Consider the following 19865-nt stretch of genomic DNA (forward strand, 5'->3'; position numbering starts at 1 on the left):
ATATGGTGGCTCCGTCTTTTTGATTTTTTCAGTACCTGCACCACCAGGTATTTAGCGATTATTGGCGGCGTCCCCCAGCCAATAACGGTTGATGTCTTTGATTCCCCATTTGGCAGCGTCTTCACGCGTCGCTATTTTGTCACTGCTCCCGGGACGAGACAGGTCTATCAGTTCCGGTGCGATATAGGCCATGGATTTGGTTGAAAAAAACACCCTGACCTTGGGCAGCAATAATGACTTGCCTATCTGCTGCTCGACAACTACAGCAAGGCGACCGGACTCAAGACGCACCAGGGTTCCAACTGGGAATATCCCTATACTTTTGACAAACGCCTGAAATACCTTGTCATCAAAATGTCCATTGCTCCACTCCGCCATCTTGCGTAAAGACTCGGCGGGGCACCACCCTTGCTTGTAGGGACGGTCGGAGGTGATGGCGTCATACACATCGCAGACTGCCCCCATGCGTGCAAACAGGCTGATCTCATCCCCCTTCAGACGACGGGGATAACCCGTTCCATCCATCTTTTCATGATGGTGCAAACAGACATCAAGGGCTGTCATGCTGACGCCATTGGCTTCTTTCAACATTTTATAGCCAGCGACGGGATGTTCTTTGACGGAGACGAACTCTGCATCGGTCAATTTACCGGGCTTGTTGAGGATGTCAGCAGAGACCATCATCTTGCCGATATCATGCAACAGGCCGGCCAGACCGGCATCCCTGGTTTCTGCCTCACTCAGGCCCAGTTGTTTTGCCAGTGCCACCATCAGCGCGCATACGGCAACTGAATGCATATAGGTGTAGTCGTCTTTAGTCTTCAATCTGGCCAGACCGATTAGCGCACCGGGGTTACGCATGACCGAATCTGCAATCTCTTCGACCATGGTTTGTGCATTGCCAACGTCAACCGCCTTCCCCATGCGGGCTTCATTAAACATGGAATACACAGCCTGTTTGGACTTACTGACAATCACAGACGCCCGGCCAAGCTCGTCATCCATGGAGACGGGACTGATAACCGGACGCGGCGGCGGAACAACTATTGCGGGAGGTTCAGGTGCTGGGGCAGGCTCAGGCTCTGGTTGGCGCTGGATTTTTTCTTCTTTTTCGCTCAATACATCCAGGCCTTTACTGGTATCTATCCAGGCCTGACGAATGCTAGTTTCCTGTATCTTCTTCAGCTCTTCAAAGTCGTTGAGCATGAAAGACTTTTGCCAAAACGGCGTGTCTATCCAGGAGCTGCACAGCTCCTGCACATACATACCAACCCTTAGCTGAGCAACTTCAATTTTCTTCAACATAACAGGCCATAGAAATGAGTCAGACAGTCAAAAAACCATCATCAGTTCACGATTATTCTACAAAGCCTTTCACGAAGCTAGTTTACAGTACCGTTAAATGTCGGCATGTTACAAAAATTTTCCTTCAAGCAATCCTTTTTAGCAGAGCCATCGGCTTGAAAAACTCCTGCATAGATGCATTCCCGATGAAACTCAAATTGTAGGGATGCTCTGCACAAATCTTTTCAAAAGCAACCGCTTCAGGTATTTGCCTTAACTGTTCGGCAATTTTCCCCCACAAAACCAGTACAGGTGAACGTGCCTGTTCAGTCTGTCGTTCTTGATATAACCGAGCCAGCACCGTTTGCAAAAAGGGGAGCCACGCCCTGGCATCTTTTGCAGGTGGCGTATCTTCGCGAAATACCAGGCTGGCGTTCAACAACAAGAAACCCTGGCTGATCATGTTTTGCTGCAACTCACCCAAGGTTTGAATAATACCTGATGCGGGATTGCGTGCATGGCTGGCAACTGCTGCCATGGCCTCACCTGTCGTCGCATCCTGTTGCAAATGCCCGGACGTAACCAGCAACATTTTCATGAAATTTCGCAATGATGTCGCCCGATTAACCTTCTTTGACAAGCCACCACCTTCCTCATCCGACCACAGCCTATTGACCGCACCATCCATAAAACAATAACCTGTAGCGCTGTCGGCGCGTGGGTAAGGCCCCTCCCCGATCAGGATATAACGCACGTCCTGCATGGGAATGGAAAAAGCCGCAAACAATCTGGCCTGATCTGGCAAATAGGCTGACTTATGCAAACTGGCAAAATAGGCAGGATCTCTCTCGTGGACCTGTTGCAATGCAGCTTCGATAACAGCAGACCAGGATGGATGCACTTGCTGCAACGACAGACGTATGTCTTCCGGAATGGCTTCAGACCACCCCGTCATTGCTGACCACCAGGCATGGTTGCAGGCAAGGAAGCCGTTGGCAAACCAGGTGTCACCACAGGCTGGGGTGGGCTATTCACCGGTCCGCCAGGCGCATCATTATGTTTTGGCGGAGGGAAAGCTACAGGGGCAATCTGTGGCGGCACCATGTTTGCCTGGTTCAACGGTGGAATTGGCGCAGGCGGGCGATTGATGTCGGCCGGCACAGGCAAGTCCACCCGACGTGCCATACCTGATTCCGACACGATTACATACTGTTCATGCACCTCGGTCAAAGTCACACCTGGTGAAAGTTCCTTGTTCATGGCAACAGCTACAGCTGGTTTGCCATTTGCACTAATGATGGCGAGACTTTCATTGGCTTTCCTTGAAAGCACAATCCCCTTTAACTGATAATTGCTGGCGCTGACTTGTGCCACCTGGCTATTACCAAATATGCCGCCCCATTGCCCGGTACCGGGTTCGTAACTATTTTGCTGGAATGCTGCAGCGACGTTCCTGGCCTGTGGTTTGAACAGACGCAATCCCCAGTAACTGAGTGAGACACAAAGAGCGATAAACATTAAAAAAGTTACAACGACAGGTAAGCGTTTCATTTTTATCCTTTTAGCGTACCAATTGATTTATTTCTATGATAGGCATCAGTACCGCCAGCACTATCAGTAATACCACGACACCCATGGTCAGAATCAGCACCGGCTCAAGCAAGCCGGCGATGGTCAGCGCACGACGTTCAAGGTCCTGTTCCTGGGTATTGGAAGCCCGTCCCAGCATGGATGGCAATTCACCAGTGACCTCACCTGCCCTGATCATGTGTATCAGCATGGGCGGAAAATGTTTATGTGCAGACAATGCACGCGCCAGACTGACACCTTCGCGCACACTGGCAGTGGCCTCTTCCACCTGCGCACGCATGGCAACATTTGACAGGGTCTCGCGACTGGTTTGCAAGGCACGCAAAATCGGCACACCAGAACCGGTGGTAATCGCCAGCGTGCTGGCAAACCTTGCCGTGTTCAGACTGCGCTCAAATTTCCCGTACAAGGGGGCAACCAGTAACCAGCGGTGCCATCGCATCTTGAACTCGGGATTGCGCAAAGCCATGCGCCACAGGGAAAATGCCCCCGCCAGTACAATTGCCACCAACCAGCCATAGGCACGCACAAAATCAGAAATCGCCAGCATCACCAGTGTCAGGAACGGCAATTTCTGTTTGGTATTGGCAAATACCGATACAATTTGCGGCACCACATAGGTCAGCAAAAAAATCACAATGGCGAAAGCAACGACAGTGACAATCGCTGGATAAGTAAATGCGAGCCTGACTTTTTGCACCAGCGCGTTGCGCCGTTCAATATAATCAGCCAGACGCAGCAACACACTGGATAAATGCCCGATCTGCTCACCTGATGCAACCAATGCACTATAGATGTCGGTAAAATCATTCGGATGCTGTTTAAGCGCATCCGAAAATGAGTTGCCAGCCATGACCTCTGAGCGGATGGAACCGACCAGATCGCGTACATAGCTACGCTCTGCCTGTTCGAGCAAGGCAGACAATGACTGCTCCAGAGGCAAACCTGCTTCCAGCAGGCTCGCCAGCTGCCTGGTAAATAAGGCAATTTCCACCGTCGATAAACGATCACCAAACAAGGCTACCTTGCGTTTTCCACCGGCATCCATCTGATTGGCGATGGACTCAACGCTGACCGGCACCAGACCCTGCGCACGCAAATCGCTGCGTGCCGACCTTGCACTATCTGCGTTCAGCACACCCTTGCTGGTATGGCCTGCGGTATCAACAGCCTCATAACGAAATGCTGGCATGAGTTTATTCCTTCGTTACCCGCAACAACTCTTCCAGGGTAGTCACCCCGCTCTTGAGCCAGCGATCACCGTCTTCACGCATGGTTTTCATGCCGTCTGCCTGGGCGGCGACACGAATTTCTGCCTCTGCCGCCTGGTGATGTATCTGTGCCCGTATGGCATCGGTAGTCTGCAATAACTCGTACACGCCGACCCGTCCCTGATAACCGGTATGACCACAATGCTCACAGCCAACGGCATGCCAGGCACCATCTTTTTCTGTCTTGCAATGCACGCATAGCTTGCGTACCAGCCTTTGTGCCACGGCGCCGAGCAGCGACGAAGACAGCAGGAAGGGTTCTATACCCATGTCCAGCAAACGCGTGACTGCAGCTGCCGAATCATTGGTATGAAGAGTAGCCAGCACCAGATGGCCAGTCAGCGAGGCCTGCACGGCAATCTGCGCTGTTTCCAGGTCACGTATCTCACCAATCATGATGACATCCGGGTCCTGGCGCAGGATGGCGCGCAGGGCCTTGGCGAAAGTCATGTCGATTTTTGCATTGACCTGGGTTTGCCCCACGCCAGCCAGTTCATATTCAATCGGGTCTTCCACCGTCAGGATATTGGTCGTCCCGGCATTGACGCGCGACAGCGCTGCATAGAGTGTCGTCGTCTTGCCTGATCCAGTAGGCCCGGTGACCAGCACAATGCCGTGTGGCTGGGCAATCAGTTTATCAAACTGCGTCAGCACATCAGCGCTCATTCCCAGGTGACTCAGGTCCAGACGGCCTGCCTCTTTGTCGAGCAAACGCAATACGGCCCGTTCACCATGGCCGGTAGGCAGAGTCGATACACGCACGTCAACAGGCTTGCCACCTATGCGCAAGGTAATACGGCCGTCTTGCGGCAGGCGCTTTTCGGCAATATCAAGCTGCGCCATGATTTTGATACGCGAAATCAATGAGGCATGAATCGCTTTTTTGGGACGTACCACATCACGCAAAGAGCCGTCTACGCGAAAGCGTACAACCGAAATCTGCTCAAATGGCTCGATATGGATATCCGATGCACCGTCACGCAGGGCTTGCGTCAACAAGGCATTGATCATGCGAATGACAGGGGCGTCATCAGCTGATTCGAGCAAGTCTTCTACCGCCGGCATATCGAGCATCAGCTTGGCCAGGTCGAGGTCAGATTCCACCTCTCCGACAACGTCAGCAGCATCCCCACCCGAGCCGGCATAGGCCCTGGCTATCGCCTCTGTCAAATCGGCATGCGGCAGCACAGTCAGCTTGACCCTGCCAAACTTGCGCCCGACCTCTGATATGGCTGGTGATGGTGTCATTTTGGACACCTGCACTTCTACCAGGCCATTATTGACGGCAGCGTCCCTGACAGCCAGTATGGAAAAATCGCGGGCAAAACCGTATGGCAGTAATCGATGATCAAGCATGACTTACTTGCCTTCCTGACCTGCAGTTTTTGATTTTCCTGTCTCGGTAATCAAAGGTGTAGACAATAATTTCCCTTTTTCCAGATTGGGCATCAGATTTTCTGTGGCTGTGTCCTTGGACGGAGCAAGTTGCGAACGCATATAATCATAGCGATCTACCGAGACATTGGTGCTTTGCTCAGCACTGCGGAGCACTGTTGGGCGTAAAAAAACCATCAGGTTGGTCTTGCCACGCTTGGTAGTTTGGTATTTGAACAAATTGCCGATGATGGGTATATCACCGAGACCGGTTACTTTTTCCACGCCATCATTGGTTGTGTCCTCAATCAGACCGCCCAAGGCAATGATCTGGCCATCGTCAACCAGTACATTGGTGGAAATGGAGCGTTCCTTTGTGATGATACCGGAGGGATTGGTGGTGTCGTCAATGCTGGACACCTCCTGGTAAATGGCCATCTTGACCGTCCCGCCTTCGGAAATCTGCGGTTTGACTTTCAATTTCAGACCGACATTTTTACGGTCTATGGTCTGGAAAGGATTGGTGCCAGCGGTACCGCTCGCAGCCGTTGTGAATTGACCGGTAATCAAAGGTATGTTTTTACCAACGATGATATTGGCTTCTTCATTATCAAGCGTCACCAGATTCGGGATGGACAAGACATTGGCATTACCATCCGTCTGCAATACATGCGCCAGCGCTCCCAGCCCCAGTTGACCATTGATCTGTCTGAAAATACCGACAGACAGACCATTGCCTGGCAATACTGAACCCGTAGTGGCTGCATTACCTGCAACCAGGGACAAAATATTATTGCCCTTGCTGTTGAATGCAGTACCACCACCAACGCGATATTTACTGTTGGCATCGCCAGACAGACCCATCCACTGTACGCCCAGCTCACTGGCTTTATCTGCACTGATCTCGACAATCAGTGCTTCAACATAGACTTGTGCCCTGCGTGCATCAAGCTGGTCAATCACGCTGCGTAAATTGCGGTAAACAGGCTCACTCGCGGTAATGATCAGCGTATTGGTTGCTGAGTCTGCCTGGATATAACCTGCTGCACCGCCGCCACCTGATGAGGAACTGCTGTTGGTGCTATTGCTGGCAAAAGATGGCATCGTGGATTGATTGCTGCCACTGTTTGCCGCAGCTACCGGGCTATTGGTGCCGCTGGCAGAATTGCCGACATTGGACAAACTGGAAGATGATTTACCTGCAGATGAAGTGTCGCCAGTAACGATGGAACGCAGAGTCTGGGCAAGTTTTTCAGCCTCGGCATTTTTCAGGTAAACTACATGTACATTGCCCGGCTGCGCAGTTGGCTGGTCAAGCTTGGCAATCAGGGATTTGATCTGATTAGCCTTGGCAACTGAAGAAGCGCGCAGGAGTATCGAATTCGAACGCGGGTCTGCCAGCAGGACAGGCTTGGTCGGATCTGCACTGCCGCCAGCATCAATGACCTTGCTGACCATGGCGGCCAGATCAGAAGCGATAGCGTGCTTGATGAGGATGACATCCATATCCGTCGTGGCAGGAACATCAAGCGCGGCGATGATCTTGTTGAGTCGCTTCAGGTTATCTGCATAATCAGTAATAACAACTGTGTTATTACCCGGGTTACCATTGATTGTATTGTTCGGTGAAATCAATGGACGCAATATCGTGACAATATTGGCAGCAGACTCATAATTCAGTTTATAGATTTGCGTGGCGACCTGGTCCCCTTTGGCAGCTTCGTTTCTGTCTGCATGGGCAGTCTGGGTTGGGCCAGGTTGCAATTTGGCATCTGACTCAGGTACCACCTTGGAATAACCATCCGCAGTAACGACGGAATAGCCTTGCAGACGCAGAGTGGAAGTGAGCAACTTGAATGCCTGATCCTTGGTCATCGGCGTTTCTGAAACCAGGTTGATCTGTCCCTTGACGCGAGGATCAATGATGAAAGTGACACCGGTATAGTGCCCTATCGCCTTGATCGCTGACTCGATGTCAGCGCCGACCAGGTTGATATCCACCGTATTCTTTGAAGGATCCTGCGCCATGGCCATGGGTGCAAGCAAAAATCCTGCAGTCAATACAGCAGCACCAGTCATTGCAGACAATTGCTGGATAGGTTGGCGTAGCGTATTTCTTGTCATGGCGACCCTGATCTTTAATGGAAATGTTTTCATTTGAACTCTAACGCGATTACGTCTTTATCACCGTCATTACGACGCTGCCCCAGCAAATTCAATAAATTTGCCAGCCTTGCTTCTTCACCTGCCTGTGCCCATGCCTTGCCTGAGAACTGGAAACGACCATTCTGCATCTTCCCATTACCAGCCAACATCATCGGCCCTTTCATGGTCAGTAACTGAATATCAGCTTCTGTCCCACGCATATCGAATGCCATTTGATAGCTGCCCAGCGGCTTGATCGGCGAAAGGCGTGACGCCATTTCCGCCAGTTCCAGTTGCAGATGCCCGGTCATTGCCATTTGCCCATTACTCTGGGTAAACAACAAGTCATTCCAGGACAAATGCAAAATACCGCTAGGTCCAACCGTATTCAACGGCGCGCCCAAACCCTCCAGTCGTTCCGGCGGCAAAAGCAGCACGGAAGGGCTGACATGCCATTGACTGAAATTACCTGTCAACCTGACCGGCGCAGACAGTGCCGCACTGTTTTCCAGCTCCGCCTTGATTTGCCCCAGTAACAGCAGTGGTGAAATATGCCACTGAAAGCGCCCCGGAAACAATGGTGTCACCGGTCCGCTTTTACCAGCCGCCACGCCGATGAAGGCCGAACCCTGCCAGAAACTGCCCTGCACATCACCGAGGCTCAATCGGCCCTGGCTTTGCTTCTCGACCAGCAAACCCAGCCAGCTGGCCGGCAAAAAAATCACCAGAGTAATAACGACACTGGCAATGGCAGCCAATATCCAGGTCAGGCGCTTTAACATAAACTTCTCATCGACATCTCTTCAGGCTTTATTGTCCCAGGATCAGGAGTTACTTCTTTGCTGCTTCAGTGAGATCGTGGCGCTGACCTGACCAACCTCAAGCAAAGCAACCAGCTTAGCCTCCTCCACTGTCAATCTTGATGCCTTTTGCATTTCAACCAGCCACTCCATCAGGTTGGCATAGGCAGCGGCAGGTATCTGCAAGCGCACCAGATCATCGGTAACTGAAATAGTTTGCGCCTTGATGCCGCGTCTTGTCAGCGAAGCTTCCAGTTGCTCGCGGCTTACCGGCGGCACCAGCTCAGACAAGCTGACAGCCAGCTTCGACTGCTGTTTGCTCAATTCATTGATTTCTGCCAGCTTCTGGTTCAGGACAGGCAAGTCTTCACTGAGCTTCTTCCTGCCACTCAATGCGGGCGACAGTAAGAAACCATAGATGATTGCGGACACAATAACCAATGCGCAAATCAGCAGCATATTACGCTCACGTTGTGCGCGCGCTTGCCAGAATAGATTGAATTGCTCTTTGAGTGCACTCAACATTACTTCTTACCCCCGATACTGATACGCAACAAGCCTTCTGGTGTCGTTTTAAGTTCCAAAGACTGCTCAGCCAGAGCTGAACGCAATACATCTGTAGAAATTTGCGTGTTTGGCTTCACTTTGACAAACAGGGCCCTGTCCTTGTACTCCACCGATGCAATGCCGCCGGGCACGCCGGTTCTATCCCATGCCTGGGTAAATTGGGACGCCATCACGGCAAAATCATTGGCGGCAAACTGACCGGCCACACGCTTGGCGGCGTTGACATTGAGTTGCATCTGTTTCAAGGCATCCTGGACCACAGTTTCTTTTGGGTACGCATTTCTGAACACCTGATTCAGGGATTTGTTGATCTCGTCTGCTTCACGCTTCATGCCCAGCCATTCAACATTAAGAGCAAGCACGTTTACCACCAGTACTGCCAATGCCAGTCTGACTGGCCAACGCCATTTGCTCCAGTCAAAACTGGCCATATGTTCTGCAGCCACGCCCGTCATCAGGTCAGGCGTATCGGCGGCGATGCCTGCGACTTTGTTGATCCAGCTGGCTGGCATGATTGTGATCCGGTCTTCCAACCCGGCTGTTTTCGCTGCCTGCTGATAAGCATCCTGGCTGGCGGGCGGTACATAAGCCAGCAAGTCCGGCGTTTTACTGAGTTGTACCAACATGGACAAGACGTCGGCCGGTGCGGTAGTTTCCACGCTTAGTCCCAGACCATGTTGCAGACCGTCACGCAATGACAACTCCAGTGTGTCATCTTTTTCTTCTATAAAGGCAGTCGCGGCTTCTGATTCGGGTTTGGCCGCGACATTGAAAGCCAGGCCCAGTTGCGAAGGATAGGCAGAAAATTTTCTGGCCGGCCAGTCTTTAACGTTGCGCGCCACGCTCTCCAGCCATGCACGATCAGCGACGACGACGCTCACCTCTCCGTCCTTTGCAGCACCCGCCACAAGTATCAGGTCGGCAGGATCATTGATCAACTGGTCTTCCAGCAGGTTTGGCAGGGCCTGCTTCAATTTTGCAGGCGACATCGGTGGGACTGCTGCAGTCAGCAGGCTGGCATCACTGGCTGCAAGCAAAAATGCGACCTGTTTTGCCGCTGAAGCCATGCTACGCAATTCAGCAAGACTTGATTGGCCCTGTTGTTGCAAGCGCCCCTCATCAGAAATCAGTGCAAATGCCAGCGACTGGGCAGCCCAGTCCGGTCGATTTTGTGCCACCACTCTGGAAGGCAGTGATATATACAGTGTGCTTGCCATTTTTATTTAATTTTCCTTAACCCAAAGCACTGTTGTCGAAGCATTTGATGTTGTCGCATTATCTGCCCGCTCTATCAGGGCACTGACATCCAGGGCTGAGCGGTTCATTTTGACTTTACCATTAACAATGAAAAAATTGGTTGAAACAGCCACGTCTTTCACTGTCACTGCCTTCACTCTTTCTTCAAAACGCGACTTGAATTCATCCAGCGTTCTGAAATAGGCCCTGTCGCGACTGGCGATTATCATTGCCGCATCAGAGACACTCAAGCCCTCTATGCGCGCAGCCAGCACTTCAGGAAAGGTTGTATTGACATTAATCGCTGTCTTGCGCGGCAAGACAGTGACAAAAGCCTTGATACGTTCCATCATCTCAGGCGTAAATCCATTCACAGCCAGCAAATCATCGACTTGAGTAAAACGCAGGAATTGTACTGCAGTACCCGCGCCATCCACGGGACTTTTTACCGGACCGGTCTCCGCTGCAGAAGAACTCGGCACAGCCGCCTTGACCTGTGTCTTCGCAACCATATCGGCAACGGACTGCGCCAGTTGGCCATCAAACCGCAAATTCACCAGCAGGCGGGCAAAGGCATCGACTTCCCGCTGATCCACATAACCGTCCGTCGCAAGATTATTCAGGTTATACATGGCCTGGGCATCAACCACCTGGCCTGACAAGGTGGCATCACTGTCATCACCGTCAGTGCGGGCATTTTCCACATACTGGTCAAGACGGGTGTCTGCCAGGGTAACCGCCCATGGTTCGCCCAGATGATCAACATTGGCAGACTGCCTGCCATCTTCGCGCAATATCAGCCTGGCCCAGTCTATGGCGCCACGCAATATCCATTTTTTTTGCAACTGCATGCGCTGGTTTTCTATTGAGCGCACTTGCACCTGCTGTTGCCAGAACAGGCTGGCAACGATAGTAATCGCCAGGGTCGTGAGCAACAGGGCCGTAATCACCGCCACGCCACGCTGGTGACGCAAGACATCCATTCTTGTCGTCATACTGCCCCCAATAAGAAAACTTTGGTGACTGGCAATTCGCGGCCACTGATCTGTATGGCGATCTCCAGCCCGTTCAGTTTTCCTGTCTGGCTTGGCACACCCGGAGCCGCCTGCACTGGCGTGCTGCCAGCCTCACTGCCGCCGGTGCGCCAACCATTTTCACCGTCTTTCCAGGTGCGCATGTCAAACCCGGTTATCATGCTTTGCAGGTCAATAGCAGGGCTGGCATCGGCATCTGACATGGCGCTTTGCCAGTCGCTGTCGAGGTTGGCCAGTTCGCGTGTCGCCAGCATTTCACGGCGACTGAGAACGCCATTGGCGACACGGTACACCACAACCTGCAAGCGTGTCGGCTGATTTTCTTCAAACACATTGCGTATCATGACCAGCCTGGTGCCTACCGCATTCAATACTTCGCGGCCTGGCAAACTGGCGGGATCAACCAGATGAGCACAATCATTTTCGATTTGTGCAAAAGCCAGCTGTATGCCGCGTGTCTGCTCCATTTCTGCCGTCAATGAGGCACGGGCTCGGACGATACTGTCCAGCCCGCGCCAGCCAAGTACGGCAATGATGGCGAGTATGGTGATGGCCACCAGCAGTTCGACCAGGGTAAAGCCACGCGCATGCCCAATTCGCCTGGATGCCATGCGCTGCAGGATACTAGAGCGCATTCGGCACCACCTGGGTCAGTTTGATGATCCTGCGTTCAGGTGTATCGGCTTCATAGACAAATACTTCCACCCGGCGAAATGAGGGATTGGGTGTCGCAATCACATGCTCTTCACACATCAGGTGCAACTCGCCTTGCGGACAGGCAAAAGTACGCTCACCAAAGGATGGCCACTCATGGGCCAGGCGTATTTGCGCCAGGCGGTTTTCTGCTGACCAGGTCGCCATCATGGACGCGCGCAGATTGTTGCTGTTCTGTGTCAGGCTGGCAACCGCGCGCAGGCTCGCCATCAGGGCAGTCCCGACGATGACCAGTGCCACCAGGACTTCCAGCAATGTAAACCCGGATTGAGAACCTGAATACCGCATCTTATTCCATCGAAAAATGACCTATGCCATCGGCACGTACGCTGACCTGCTTGTCATCGGACTTGATGGTGAGGAGAAAAGGTTTATCCACCGGTTCACGACCGAAGATGATGCGCATCGCCGTCGAAGTATCGCCATTTTTAGGCTGTAGCAGCAGTTGCACGGGAGCCGTCTGAAAACTTCTTTCGCGCAGCATGTCATCTTTTATTGGCGACCATATCCTGTCTTCCCGCACCAGGAAGCGGTAACCATTCTGGTCAACTTCAAACGCCACGGGCAAGTTGCGGACGATGGCTTCATCACGGGCCAACTGCAATAGCAAGGCAATCCTGCGCGCATCATTTTCAAGACGCTGCTGCTGTCCTGGCACGGCGTTAATCGTCACGGCCCCTAGAATGAGGCCGAAGATCATCAATACCACCAATAATTCCAGCAAGGTAAAACCGCGCTGCCCATGCCTGATATTCATCTAAGCTGCTTATAAGTCCCAGGAACCGATATCGGCGTCTTCACCCGCGCCGCCTGGCTGACCATCCGCACCAAGAGAGAACACGTCGATTTCGCCATGAATACCTGGCGACATGTATTGATAGGGTTTGCCCCATGGGTCATTACGCAATTTTTCTATGTAACCACCAGCAAGCCATGAGTTTGCCGGTGGACCGGAGGTCGGTTTTTCGATCAAGGCCTGCAAGCCCTGCTCAGTCGTTGGATAACGCTGATTTTGCAGCTTGTACATTTTCAGCGCATTGACGATGGTTGAAATATCCTGTTTGGCCGCCGTTACCCTGGCTTCGTGCGTGTAACCAACCAGCCTGGGCACCATGAATGCGCCCAGAATTGCGATGATGGTAATCACCACCATGATCTCTATCAAGGTAAAGCCACGTTCAGACCTGGGCTTGCGGCCTGAGCGCTTGACTGCAGAAAAATTGAACATAAATTGAATAATTAAATTGTAATTTCTAAAAATGCAAAAAATAATACTTGGCAATCAAACTTGCGTCGACGCAGTATAAATCCTGAGTTCCACTATTTGTCTGTTTTCTGTATCGAATAGTAACAAAAATGTAAGCAAAGCAAGTAAAAAAATTGCTCTTTTGCACTTTAAAAGTAAAATTTTGCAAACATTTAACAGAAAAATGGGCTAAAAACACTCAAAAACAGTCACACATACTACCACCAGTATATTTCAACTCAATTTCAAGGGCAAACTACGCAAGCGCCTACCCGTCAAGGCAAACACGGCATTGGCGACCGCCGGCGCCAACGGCGGCACCCCGGGTTCACCTATGCCTTGAGGCGGCTCGGCGCTCTTGATGATGACAGTTTCCACTTCCGGCGCCTCATTGAAGCGCAGTACCTGATAGTCATTAAAATTACTCTGGACTACCTTGCCATCCTTAATGCTGATTTCACCATACAAGGCAGCGCTGAGGGCAAACACCACCGCTGATTCCATCTGCTGGGCAATGATATTGGGATTGACTGCCATACCACAGTCAACAACGCAGATCACTTTATGCACCCTGATCTGACCATCCTGTATCGATACCTCGGCGACTTGCCCAACTATGCTGCCAAACGACTCATGCAAAGCCAGGCCTTGCGCCCTCCCTTCACCTGCCTTAGTCATTTTGCCGGCCAGGGCGTCCAGCACAGCCAGATGACGCGGATGCCTGCTTAATAATTGGCGGCGAAAAGCAAAGCCATCCTGGTTTGCCGCATGCGCCAGTTCATCGATGAAGCATTCCTTGAAAAAGGCATTGTGTGAATGCCCGACAGAGCGCCAAAAACCAATAGGCACGGGACTGGGTACGATCACATGGGCAATACGCTGGTGCGGCACTTCATAGGGCATATCAAATTCACCCTCGGCCGTGGTCTTGTCCGGTCCCATGCCGGCAAAACCAAAAGCCCGCTGCAAGAACTGATGGGCAATGGCGCCAGAGGCTGACTTGTTATCATAAGCAAGCAATTTGCCCGCACTATCAAGACCAGCCTTGAAGCGTGCCAATGCAGCGGGCCGGTACATGTCGTGGCTCATGTCTTCTTCACGACTCCAGATCAGCTTGACGGGTGCGCCTTTGGTATCCATCGCGATACGCACTGCCTGCGCAACCATATCTGCCTCCAGCCTGCGGCCAAAACCACCGCCGAGAAATGCCATATGCAGATTGACGTCTTCCGGTTTGACTTTGGCTATCTTGGCTGCCAGATCAACGCAGATACCTGGCACTTGCGTAGAAACCCAGATATTGACCTTGCCGTCCCTGACCTGCGCAGTACAGTTGATGGGTTCCATCGCGGCATGGGCCAGAAAGGGTGCACGATATTCAGCCTCAATGGTTTTTGCGATGGTTTTTCCGCTCAGGGTTTCTTGCACGTCCCCCGTCTTGTAATAGACATGACCAGGTTCAGTATCAAGTTTATTGGCAAAATCCTTGAAGATGGCTTCGGTTGATAGCCCTGCATTTGCACCAGCGTCCCAATTGACGGGCAAGGCCGCCAGGGCCTGTTTTGCCTGCCAATAGGACCTGGCGACAACGGCAACACCAGACACTGCATTTGGCATGGAAAAATCCACAACCTGGGTCACGCCTGGCATGCCTAGCACTTTGCCTGCATCGAATTGTTTTACCATGCCGCCTATAGTCGTGCTTTGCTGCAAGGCTGCATACAACATGCCTTCAGGCTTGGCGTCTATGCCGAACCGGGCACTGCCATCGCTCTTGGCAAGAGCATCAGTACGCGCCAGTGGTTTGCCTATAAGCCTGAATTCTTCAGGACGTTTCAGGTGAATTTCAGCCGGCTGTGCAAGTACTGCATTTGCTGCGAGTTCGCCGTAGCCGGCGCGCTTGCCGGAAGTATGTGTGACAAATCCATCCTGCGTTTTGCATTCGTCAACAGCGACATTCCATTTTTTTGCCGCCGCAACCAGCAGCATGGCCCTGGCGGTAGCACCCGCCTCGCGCAAGGGCTGCCATGCATCCTTGACGCTGCTGGAACCACCGGTCATCTGTATTCCCAGTTCGCGGGCAAACTTGAGCGTCATCCAGTGTGCGACTCGCTTCAGGCTACCCGTATCGTCGGGGTGAAAAGGCAAGCCATCGGCCAGGGCAGCCAGGTTGCCGTAGATCTTGTCGCCATGGACATGCACGGACTTCACCATGCTCATGGGCACATCCAGCTCTTCGGCAACCAGCATTTGCAAAGCCGTATGTATGCCCTGCCCCATCTCGCTCCTGTGCATGGCAACGGTGACCATGCCATCTTGTGCAATCGCAATCCAGCCGTTCAAGGCAACCTCGCCGTCGTGCACAGGAAGTGGCTGACTGGCATTCAGGCGTTGCCGTGGCGGCAGCATACCCCAGCCAACCAGTAAAGCACCTGCCACACCCAGTCCGCCAAGAACGAAGTGGCGGCGGGACTTTTTTTGAGGTTCAGACATATTTGGTCTCCGGTCTGTTTTATTTTCTCTTATGGTTTTTACTGCACATGCTCAATTTGCCTTTTTGATTCCAGACATCCAGACATCGTGTATTGAACCTGCCAAACATCAAGTGACACGGGTCAAGCTTGAGGTTCAGTAGAACCCCAGGTGCAGAGCCTAAATTGAAGATGCAGGTAATGAAACAGTTTAGCAAATATGTTGGTCTGGATGTGCACAAAGCAACGGTAGCCGTTTCAGTAGCGCGGGCCGGTGGTGAGGTACGCTACGTGAGAGAGATCGCCAATACGGCAGATGTGCTCAAAAAAACTGATCCGCCGGATTTCCTTGATCATGGTCTTTATCAAGCGACGCAAGATAAGCGCCTGAGGTGGAGTTGATGAAACAAGTGGCCCCGCTCGCGGTTGCCTGCCACCATCTTTGCTTGCACGTCGGGGGCAAGTTCGGCCAGCCTGGCAAAAACCCAGTGTTGCACCGCGGGCCAATGCACCGCCAGGCTCCTGAATACGGACGGCCCGGCACGGTGGCGCAATAGCTGCACGCCCGGAAACGCTGTCGGCGCCAGCCGTTGAAAATGTGCAGCCTCCATCGTCAGCTTTTAATCATGACGACATGGCGCAGGCCAGCGCCAGCCATACGCAACAAACTGGGGATGGCACGTATGGTGAAAGAGACTGCCTGCAAGCTCACGCGTACCATGCCGACACGTTGGGCGCGTATGTCAGTCCACAGCAAGCTTGCCAGCGCAAAGGTGATATCCGTAAAAAGATAACATGCAGCCACCAGAAATATCAACGCACATCGGCGCTTCCCTATCTTCATCGCATCCGCCACGTCTTGCACGACGTAGCGATGTTCGATCTCTTCCTGGCAATGCCATTGCCACAGCCGGGTCTGTTGCGTGTCATTCTGCCCCAGCCATACATTGTGTGGCCGCAATACCTGTTCTGCCAGCAGCACAGTCAACTGTTCGAACGCGGCAGCAAAAGCGATGCGGGTCGGCAGTGTCCACACGGCCATTTGCTGCATGGCTGATTCAATACGCTGCTCCAGCCGTTGCGCTGGTGCATGGGTAGCCATTCTTTCGTTATACAGACGATGCGCGCGCGAATGGGTTTGTTCTTCCCTGACCAGGCGCTGTACTTCGTATTGCAACTGTGGTGTGCAAGAGCTGTGCGAGTTTGTGTTGAGCCAGTCGTTAACAGCCGTCACGACAAAATGCTCACCACAGGGAAGCAAGAGCGAAATGGCGTCGAACAGTCGCGAACGGAATGCGTCACCGTCATTCCACCACAGCGTGTGCAGCCCGGTTGCTGCCGGGTTTGAGGATGTGTTCATGGCACGATATCCTTGATCAGACGTACATGTGCAAAAGCCCATTGCAGCGCATTGCAGTGATGTGGTGCAGTCTGGATTTTTATCTGATTTTTTTGCCTCATTACGACACCTTTTCACCGGTTGGTGTGTCTTTCAAGCCGGGGCGTGGCTTCATATATTCTGCATATGTATCTTCGACATACTCGACACAATGGAGTATTACCTTCAGGATCTTGAATGGCAGACGCTGCCATACCAGCCACAGTTGTGACAGCGGCACAGTTCCCTGGATTAATACCCCATGATCAAGCGAGGCATCATGGGGAAAATAATCCGGCAACACGGCAACGATGCGGGTAAAACCTTTGCCATAGTAGTAGCGCAATTGTGGATCAAACGGCAGCTTGCCACCGCGTGCTTGTGAATGTGCATAGGTATTGGCATCAAGCGAGGGATTATTTTCCAGTGCGCGTTTAAAACCAGGAATCGGTGAGCCAAGATAAATCTGACGCCATCCATTCTTCAATGCATGTGGCCAGAAAAAAGAAAACAGCGCTGCCACTGCACGTGGCTCCACACTCGTCAGGCTGATGCCGAACAGACTGCTGGTCTTCCTTTCTGTGCTATCGTGTGCTGCCTCGACACAATCTTCCCAGCGACGTGCGTGCGCGACTTCTTCCGGTGAAATTGGCCGCATGAACAGTGAAGCAAGCGCTTTGCCGGTATGAGAACAAAAAGCCCCCAGACATAATTTGGGATAATCAAGCAAGCGCTTACGCAGCTTATCAGCACTGGCAGCCTGGTTTGATGTCCATTGCCTGGATTCAAGTTCCAGCAGCGTAGATATGTCGTCGATGGTAAGGAAGCGAGGCACAATCGTTAATGACATAAAAGTGGATGACTAAAGTAACGAAAATGCCGAGTATAGGATCGGGTCGTGACCTCTCAATGACAAGTTTTATTTACATAGTATATATAAAATATATCGATAATATTACTATCTTGCTGAGAAGTTCATTTACACATCATATTCACTGGAGGCGGTGCACCCAACACACTATCCGTCAAAGTCCCAACAGTGTTCGCAAACATAGCCAGCAATACGCGGATTCTCTTCCATTCGACAAGTGCTGTATCCATACCGGTTCTCACCATAAGGAACATAGATAGAGATACGCACACAAAATCCCATCCCCAGCAATCGTTCACACAACGACTCGCCCCAAGCAGCATTTGAAATTCAAACTGTGTCGACGCGATGCGATGCGGCGTTGATAGCGCTTCTGTCGCGCCACATGTTCTTCATGAGATGGGATTGATCTTCTGCATAGTTCACGAATATGAACCAGGGCATCTGCCAGCTTGTTGCCGGAGATATAGCGACGAGAGATTTTTGTACCAGGGCGCGAGGAAACAAGGGGATAGCATGCGCCATCATCAACCGTCGGCATGCTGTCCGTTCTGCTACCAATACGCTGCAAGAAACAAAGAATTTTATCGACGGACTTGGCAGATCCCACACATATCAGTGGCCTGTAACAGTGAAAATCAGGATGTTTATGTATCCGCCGACCATGGCGGCGTCGCCAATACTCTCGATAGCCCCACTATCACTGCGCTTTGCTTCTTACCCTGGTCGCCGGGCACATGCCTTTCACTCTCGCCACTCTTATCGTCTACTAGTTGTTCCGTCTGGGGTATCCCTCAGACAAAATGCGGGTCCAGACTACTTCTTTTTGCTCATCTGTCATGAATACCCACTCTGCTACTTCGGCAACAGTACGGCCACAACCACGACATACATCATCAAATGTTGTTGAGCAAACAGCAACACAAGGTGTGTCAGGTCTTTCTTTATTTTCCATTTTCATCATTATCGTCCGGTCCTGTGCTTTGATTCATTTTCATAAAATGAGCCTAAGCTTACTGCAAGACTGTTCCCACACAAATAATACGGCCGTTCGTCTTTTGGGCTTCCATAGTAAATGGTTTTTCAGCAATTGCGCTCGACTATCCATTCTATTTTCTGAAAACCGGTCAGGTTTATTGACACATATGCGCCATTAGCAGGAAAATTACTCGCTTTCCTGTCCCTTCCAACACAAATCGCAAAGGCACATCATGAAAGTAGCCATCGTCCTGTCGGGTTGCGGCGTCTATGACGGCGCTGAAATCCATGAAAGCGTACTGACCATGCTGTCTCTGGTCAAAGCAGGTGCAGAACCAGAATTCCTTGCCCCGAATATTGCGCAGGCACATGTCATCAATCATCTGAGCGGTCAGGTCGCCCAAGGTGAAAGCCGCAATGTCCTGGTTGAGTCTGCCCGCATAGCACGCGGCAAGATCAAGGATATTGCCGCGGCCAACGCAGCTGACTATGCTGCAGTGTTTTTTCCAGGTGGTTTTGGCGCCGCCAAGAACCTGTCCGACTTTGCCTTCAAGGGGGTCGATTGCCAGATACAGCCGGATGTCTTGCGTTTTGCCAAAGCCATTGCGCAGGCTGGCAAACCGGCCTGTTATATCTGCATCGCACCGGCCATGATCCCGCAAGTGTACGGTCCGGGCGCTTCGGTGACCATAGGCACGGACGCTGATACGGCCGCAGCAGTCAGCGCCATGGGCGGACAGCATGTGAATTGTCCGGTGAAAGAATTTGTCATTGACAAACAAAGAAAAGTTGTCAGCACACCGGCCTATATGCTGGCTGAAAACATTGCCGAAGCCGCCATTGGCATTGAGGCCGCAGTCAATGCTACATTGGCGCTGATCTGATCAGGCCAGAGATATTCATTAC

Annotated in this window: 20 protein-coding genes; 2 read left to right on the forward strand and 18 right to left on the reverse strand. The window is 52.0% G+C overall.

The features are described from left to right. Nucleotides 1-51: 51 nt before the first annotated feature. The 15 genes from LZ463_RS06990 to LZ463_RS07060 form a co-directional block, all read right to left on the reverse strand. Nucleotides 52-1305 (reverse strand): HD-GYP domain-containing protein, encoded by a 1254-nt coding sequence (locus LZ463_RS06990; RefSeq protein ID WP_241454904.1) that lies wholly within the window; start codon nt 1303-1305, stop codon nt 52-54. Nucleotides 1306-1429: 124 nt separating this feature from the next. Continuing rightward, entirely contained in the window at nt 1430-2239 is an 810-nt protein-coding gene (locus tag LZ463_RS06995; RefSeq protein ID WP_241454905.1) for a uracil-DNA glycosylase family protein, read from the reverse strand. Next, entirely contained in the window at nt 2236-2835 is a 600-nt protein-coding gene (locus LZ463_RS07000) for a type II secretion system protein N (RefSeq protein ID WP_241454906.1), read from the reverse strand. Before LZ463_RS07000 ends, LZ463_RS06995 begins: the two co-directional genes overlap by 4 nt. 10 nt (nt 2836-2845) lie before the next feature. After that, nucleotides 2846-4066 carry a type II secretion system inner membrane protein GspF gene (gene gspF / locus LZ463_RS07005; protein ID WP_241454907.1) on the reverse strand — a complete coding sequence of 407 codons (1221 nt, stop codon included), beginning with the start codon at nt 4064-4066 and terminating at the stop codon, nt 2846-2848. Nucleotides 4067-4070: 4 nt separating this feature from the next. Then, nucleotides 4071-5501, reverse strand: coding sequence for a type II secretion system ATPase GspE (gene gspE / locus LZ463_RS07010; protein WP_241454908.1), 1431 nt, complete (start codon nt 5499-5501; stop codon nt 4071-4073). A gap of 3 nt (nt 5502-5504) precedes the next feature. Beyond that, nucleotides 5505-7676 carry a type II secretion system secretin GspD gene (gspD, locus tag LZ463_RS07015; RefSeq protein ID WP_241454909.1) on the reverse strand — a complete coding sequence of 724 codons (2172 nt, stop codon included), beginning with the start codon at nt 7674-7676 and terminating at the stop codon, nt 5505-5507. Beyond that, nucleotides 7673-8446, reverse strand: coding sequence for a type II secretion system protein N (gspN, locus tag LZ463_RS07020; protein ID WP_241454910.1), 774 nt, complete (start codon nt 8444-8446; stop codon nt 7673-7675). The genes gspD and gspN overlap by 4 nt, the downstream gene beginning before the upstream one ends. 42 nt (nt 8447-8488) lie before the next feature. Then, nucleotides 8489-8989, reverse strand: coding sequence for a type II secretion system protein M (locus tag LZ463_RS07025; protein WP_241454911.1), 501 nt, complete (start codon nt 8987-8989; stop codon nt 8489-8491). After that, entirely contained in the window at nt 8989-10248 is a 1260-nt protein-coding gene (gene gspL, locus LZ463_RS07030) for a type II secretion system protein GspL (RefSeq protein ID WP_241454912.1), read from the reverse strand. The genes LZ463_RS07025 and gspL overlap by 1 nt, the downstream gene beginning before the upstream one ends. A 6-nt stretch (nt 10249-10254) precedes the next feature. Further along, on the reverse strand, nt 10255-11262 hold the full coding sequence (gspK, locus tag LZ463_RS07035) for a type II secretion system minor pseudopilin GspK (RefSeq protein WP_241454913.1): 1008 nt from the start codon (nt 11260-11262) through the stop codon (nt 10255-10257). Then, nucleotides 11259-11936 (reverse strand): PulJ/GspJ family protein, encoded by a 678-nt coding sequence (locus LZ463_RS07040; RefSeq protein ID WP_241454914.1) that lies wholly within the window; start codon nt 11934-11936, stop codon nt 11259-11261. Before LZ463_RS07040 ends, gspK begins: the two co-directional genes overlap by 4 nt. Further along, nucleotides 11926-12303: a type II secretion system minor pseudopilin GspI gene (gspI, locus tag LZ463_RS07045; RefSeq protein WP_241454915.1), complete on the reverse strand. Its 378-nt coding sequence runs from the start codon at nt 12301-12303 to the stop codon at nt 11926-11928. The genes LZ463_RS07040 and gspI overlap by 11 nt, the downstream gene beginning before the upstream one ends. Before the next feature lies 1 nt (nt 12304). Then, nucleotides 12305-12772 (reverse strand): type II secretion system minor pseudopilin GspH, encoded by a 468-nt coding sequence (gene gspH, locus LZ463_RS07050; RefSeq protein ID WP_241454916.1) that lies wholly within the window; start codon nt 12770-12772, stop codon nt 12305-12307. A gap of 9 nt (nt 12773-12781) precedes the next feature. Then, the gene (gene gspG, locus LZ463_RS07055; RefSeq protein WP_241454917.1) at nt 12782-13243 is read right to left on the reverse strand and encodes a type II secretion system major pseudopilin GspG; all 462 of its coding nucleotides are present in this window, start codon (nt 13241-13243) and stop codon (nt 12782-12784) included. A 252-nt stretch (nt 13244-13495) separates the two neighbouring features. Continuing rightward, complete coding sequence (locus tag LZ463_RS07060; protein WP_241454918.1) at nt 13496-15754, reverse strand: xanthine dehydrogenase family protein molybdopterin-binding subunit; 2259 nt, start codon at nt 15752-15754, stop codon at nt 13496-13498. Nucleotides 15755-15933: 179 nt separating this feature from the next. Between LZ463_RS07060 and LZ463_RS07065 the strand changes: the two genes are divergently transcribed. Beyond that, a complete protein-coding gene (locus tag LZ463_RS07065; RefSeq protein WP_241454919.1) occupies nt 15934-16134 on the forward strand; it encodes a hypothetical protein in 201 nt (66 codons plus the stop codon). A gap of 211 nt (nt 16135-16345) precedes the next feature. Here LZ463_RS07065 and LZ463_RS07070 read toward each other — a convergent pair whose 3' ends face one another. The 3 genes from LZ463_RS07070 to LZ463_RS07080 form a co-directional block, all read right to left on the reverse strand. Further along, nucleotides 16346-17092: a metal-dependent hydrolase gene (locus LZ463_RS07070; RefSeq protein WP_241454920.1), complete on the reverse strand. Its 747-nt coding sequence runs from the start codon at nt 17090-17092 to the stop codon at nt 16346-16348. 100 nt (nt 17093-17192) lie between these two features. Continuing rightward, nucleotides 17193-17960 carry a hypothetical protein gene (locus LZ463_RS07075; RefSeq protein ID WP_241454921.1) on the reverse strand — a complete coding sequence of 256 codons (768 nt, stop codon included), beginning with the start codon at nt 17958-17960 and terminating at the stop codon, nt 17193-17195. A 790-nt stretch (nt 17961-18750) separates the two neighbouring features. Further along, entirely contained in the window at nt 18751-18942 is a 192-nt protein-coding gene (locus LZ463_RS07080) for a DUF1289 domain-containing protein (RefSeq protein WP_241455155.1), read from the reverse strand. A gap of 250 nt (nt 18943-19192) precedes the next feature. On the opposite strand from LZ463_RS07080, the gene elbB reads away from it, so the two are divergent. Next, complete coding sequence (elbB, locus tag LZ463_RS07085; RefSeq protein WP_241454922.1) at nt 19193-19843, forward strand: isoprenoid biosynthesis glyoxalase ElbB; 651 nt, start codon at nt 19193-19195, stop codon at nt 19841-19843. The last annotated feature ends 22 nt before the right edge of the window (nt 19844-19865 follow it).

Origin of the sequence: Undibacterium paludis, from assembly GCF_022568815.1 — a bacterium.
Classification (GTDB): Bacteria; Pseudomonadota; Gammaproteobacteria; order Burkholderiales; family Burkholderiaceae_D; genus Undibacterium.

Coding starts and splice junctions, on each gene's coding strand:
- LZ463_RS07025 (WP_241454911.1), bottom strand. CDS start 8,989: ATGTTGAGTGCACTCAAAGAGCAATTCAATCTATTCTGGCAAGCGCGC.
- LZ463_RS07070 (WP_241454920.1), bottom strand. CDS start 17,092: ATGAACACATCCTCAAACCCGGCAGCAACCGGGCTGCACACGCTGTGG.
- elbB (WP_241454922.1), top strand. CDS start 19,193: ATGAAAGTAGCCATCGTCCTGTCGGGTTGCGGCGTCTATGACGGCGCT.
- gspG (WP_241454917.1), bottom strand. CDS start 13,243: ATGTTCAATTTTTCTGCAGTCAAGCGCTCAGGCCGCAAGCCCAGGTCT.
- gspK (WP_241454913.1), bottom strand. CDS start 11,262: ATGACGACAAGAATGGATGTCTTGCGTCACCAGCGTGGCGTGGCGGTG.
- gspF (WP_241454907.1), bottom strand. CDS start 4,066: ATGCCAGCATTTCGTTATGAGGCTGTTGATACCGCAGGCCATACCAGC.
- LZ463_RS07080 (WP_241455155.1), bottom strand. CDS start 18,942: ATGAAAATGGAAAATAAAGAAAGACCTGACACACCTTGTGTTGCTGTT.
- LZ463_RS07040 (WP_241454914.1), bottom strand. CDS start 11,936: ATGCGCTCTAGTATCCTGCAGCGCATGGCATCCAGGCGAATTGGGCAT.
- LZ463_RS06990 (WP_241454904.1), bottom strand. CDS start 1,305: ATGTTGAAGAAAATTGAAGTTGCTCAGCTAAGGGTTGGTATGTATGTG.
- gspL (WP_241454912.1), bottom strand. CDS start 10,248: ATGGCAAGCACACTGTATATATCACTGCCTTCCAGAGTGGTGGCACAA.
- LZ463_RS07060 (WP_241454918.1), bottom strand. CDS start 15,754: ATGTCTGAACCTCAAAAAAAGTCCCGCCGCCACTTCGTTCTTGGCGGA.
- gspE (WP_241454908.1), bottom strand. CDS start 5,501: ATGCTTGATCATCGATTACTGCCATACGGTTTTGCCCGCGATTTTTCC.
- LZ463_RS07075 (WP_241454921.1), bottom strand. CDS start 17,960: ATGTCATTAACGATTGTGCCTCGCTTCCTTACCATCGACGACATATCT.
- LZ463_RS06995 (WP_241454905.1), bottom strand. CDS start 2,239: ATGACGGGGTGGTCTGAAGCCATTCCGGAAGACATACGTCTGTCGTTG.
- gspI (WP_241454915.1), bottom strand. CDS start 12,303: ATGCGGTATTCAGGTTCTCAATCCGGGTTTACATTGCTGGAAGTCCTG.
- gspN (WP_241454910.1), bottom strand. CDS start 8,446: ATGTTAAAGCGCCTGACCTGGATATTGGCTGCCATTGCCAGTGTCGTT.
- gspH (WP_241454916.1), bottom strand. CDS start 12,772: ATGAATATCAGGCATGGGCAGCGCGGTTTTACCTTGCTGGAATTATTG.
- LZ463_RS07065 (WP_241454919.1), top strand. CDS start 15,934: ATGAAACAGTTTAGCAAATATGTTGGTCTGGATGTGCACAAAGCAACG.
- LZ463_RS07000 (WP_241454906.1), bottom strand. CDS start 2,835: ATGAAACGCTTACCTGTCGTTGTAACTTTTTTAATGTTTATCGCTCTT.
- gspD (WP_241454909.1), bottom strand. CDS start 7,676: ATGAAAACATTTCCATTAAAGATCAGGGTCGCCATGACAAGAAATACG.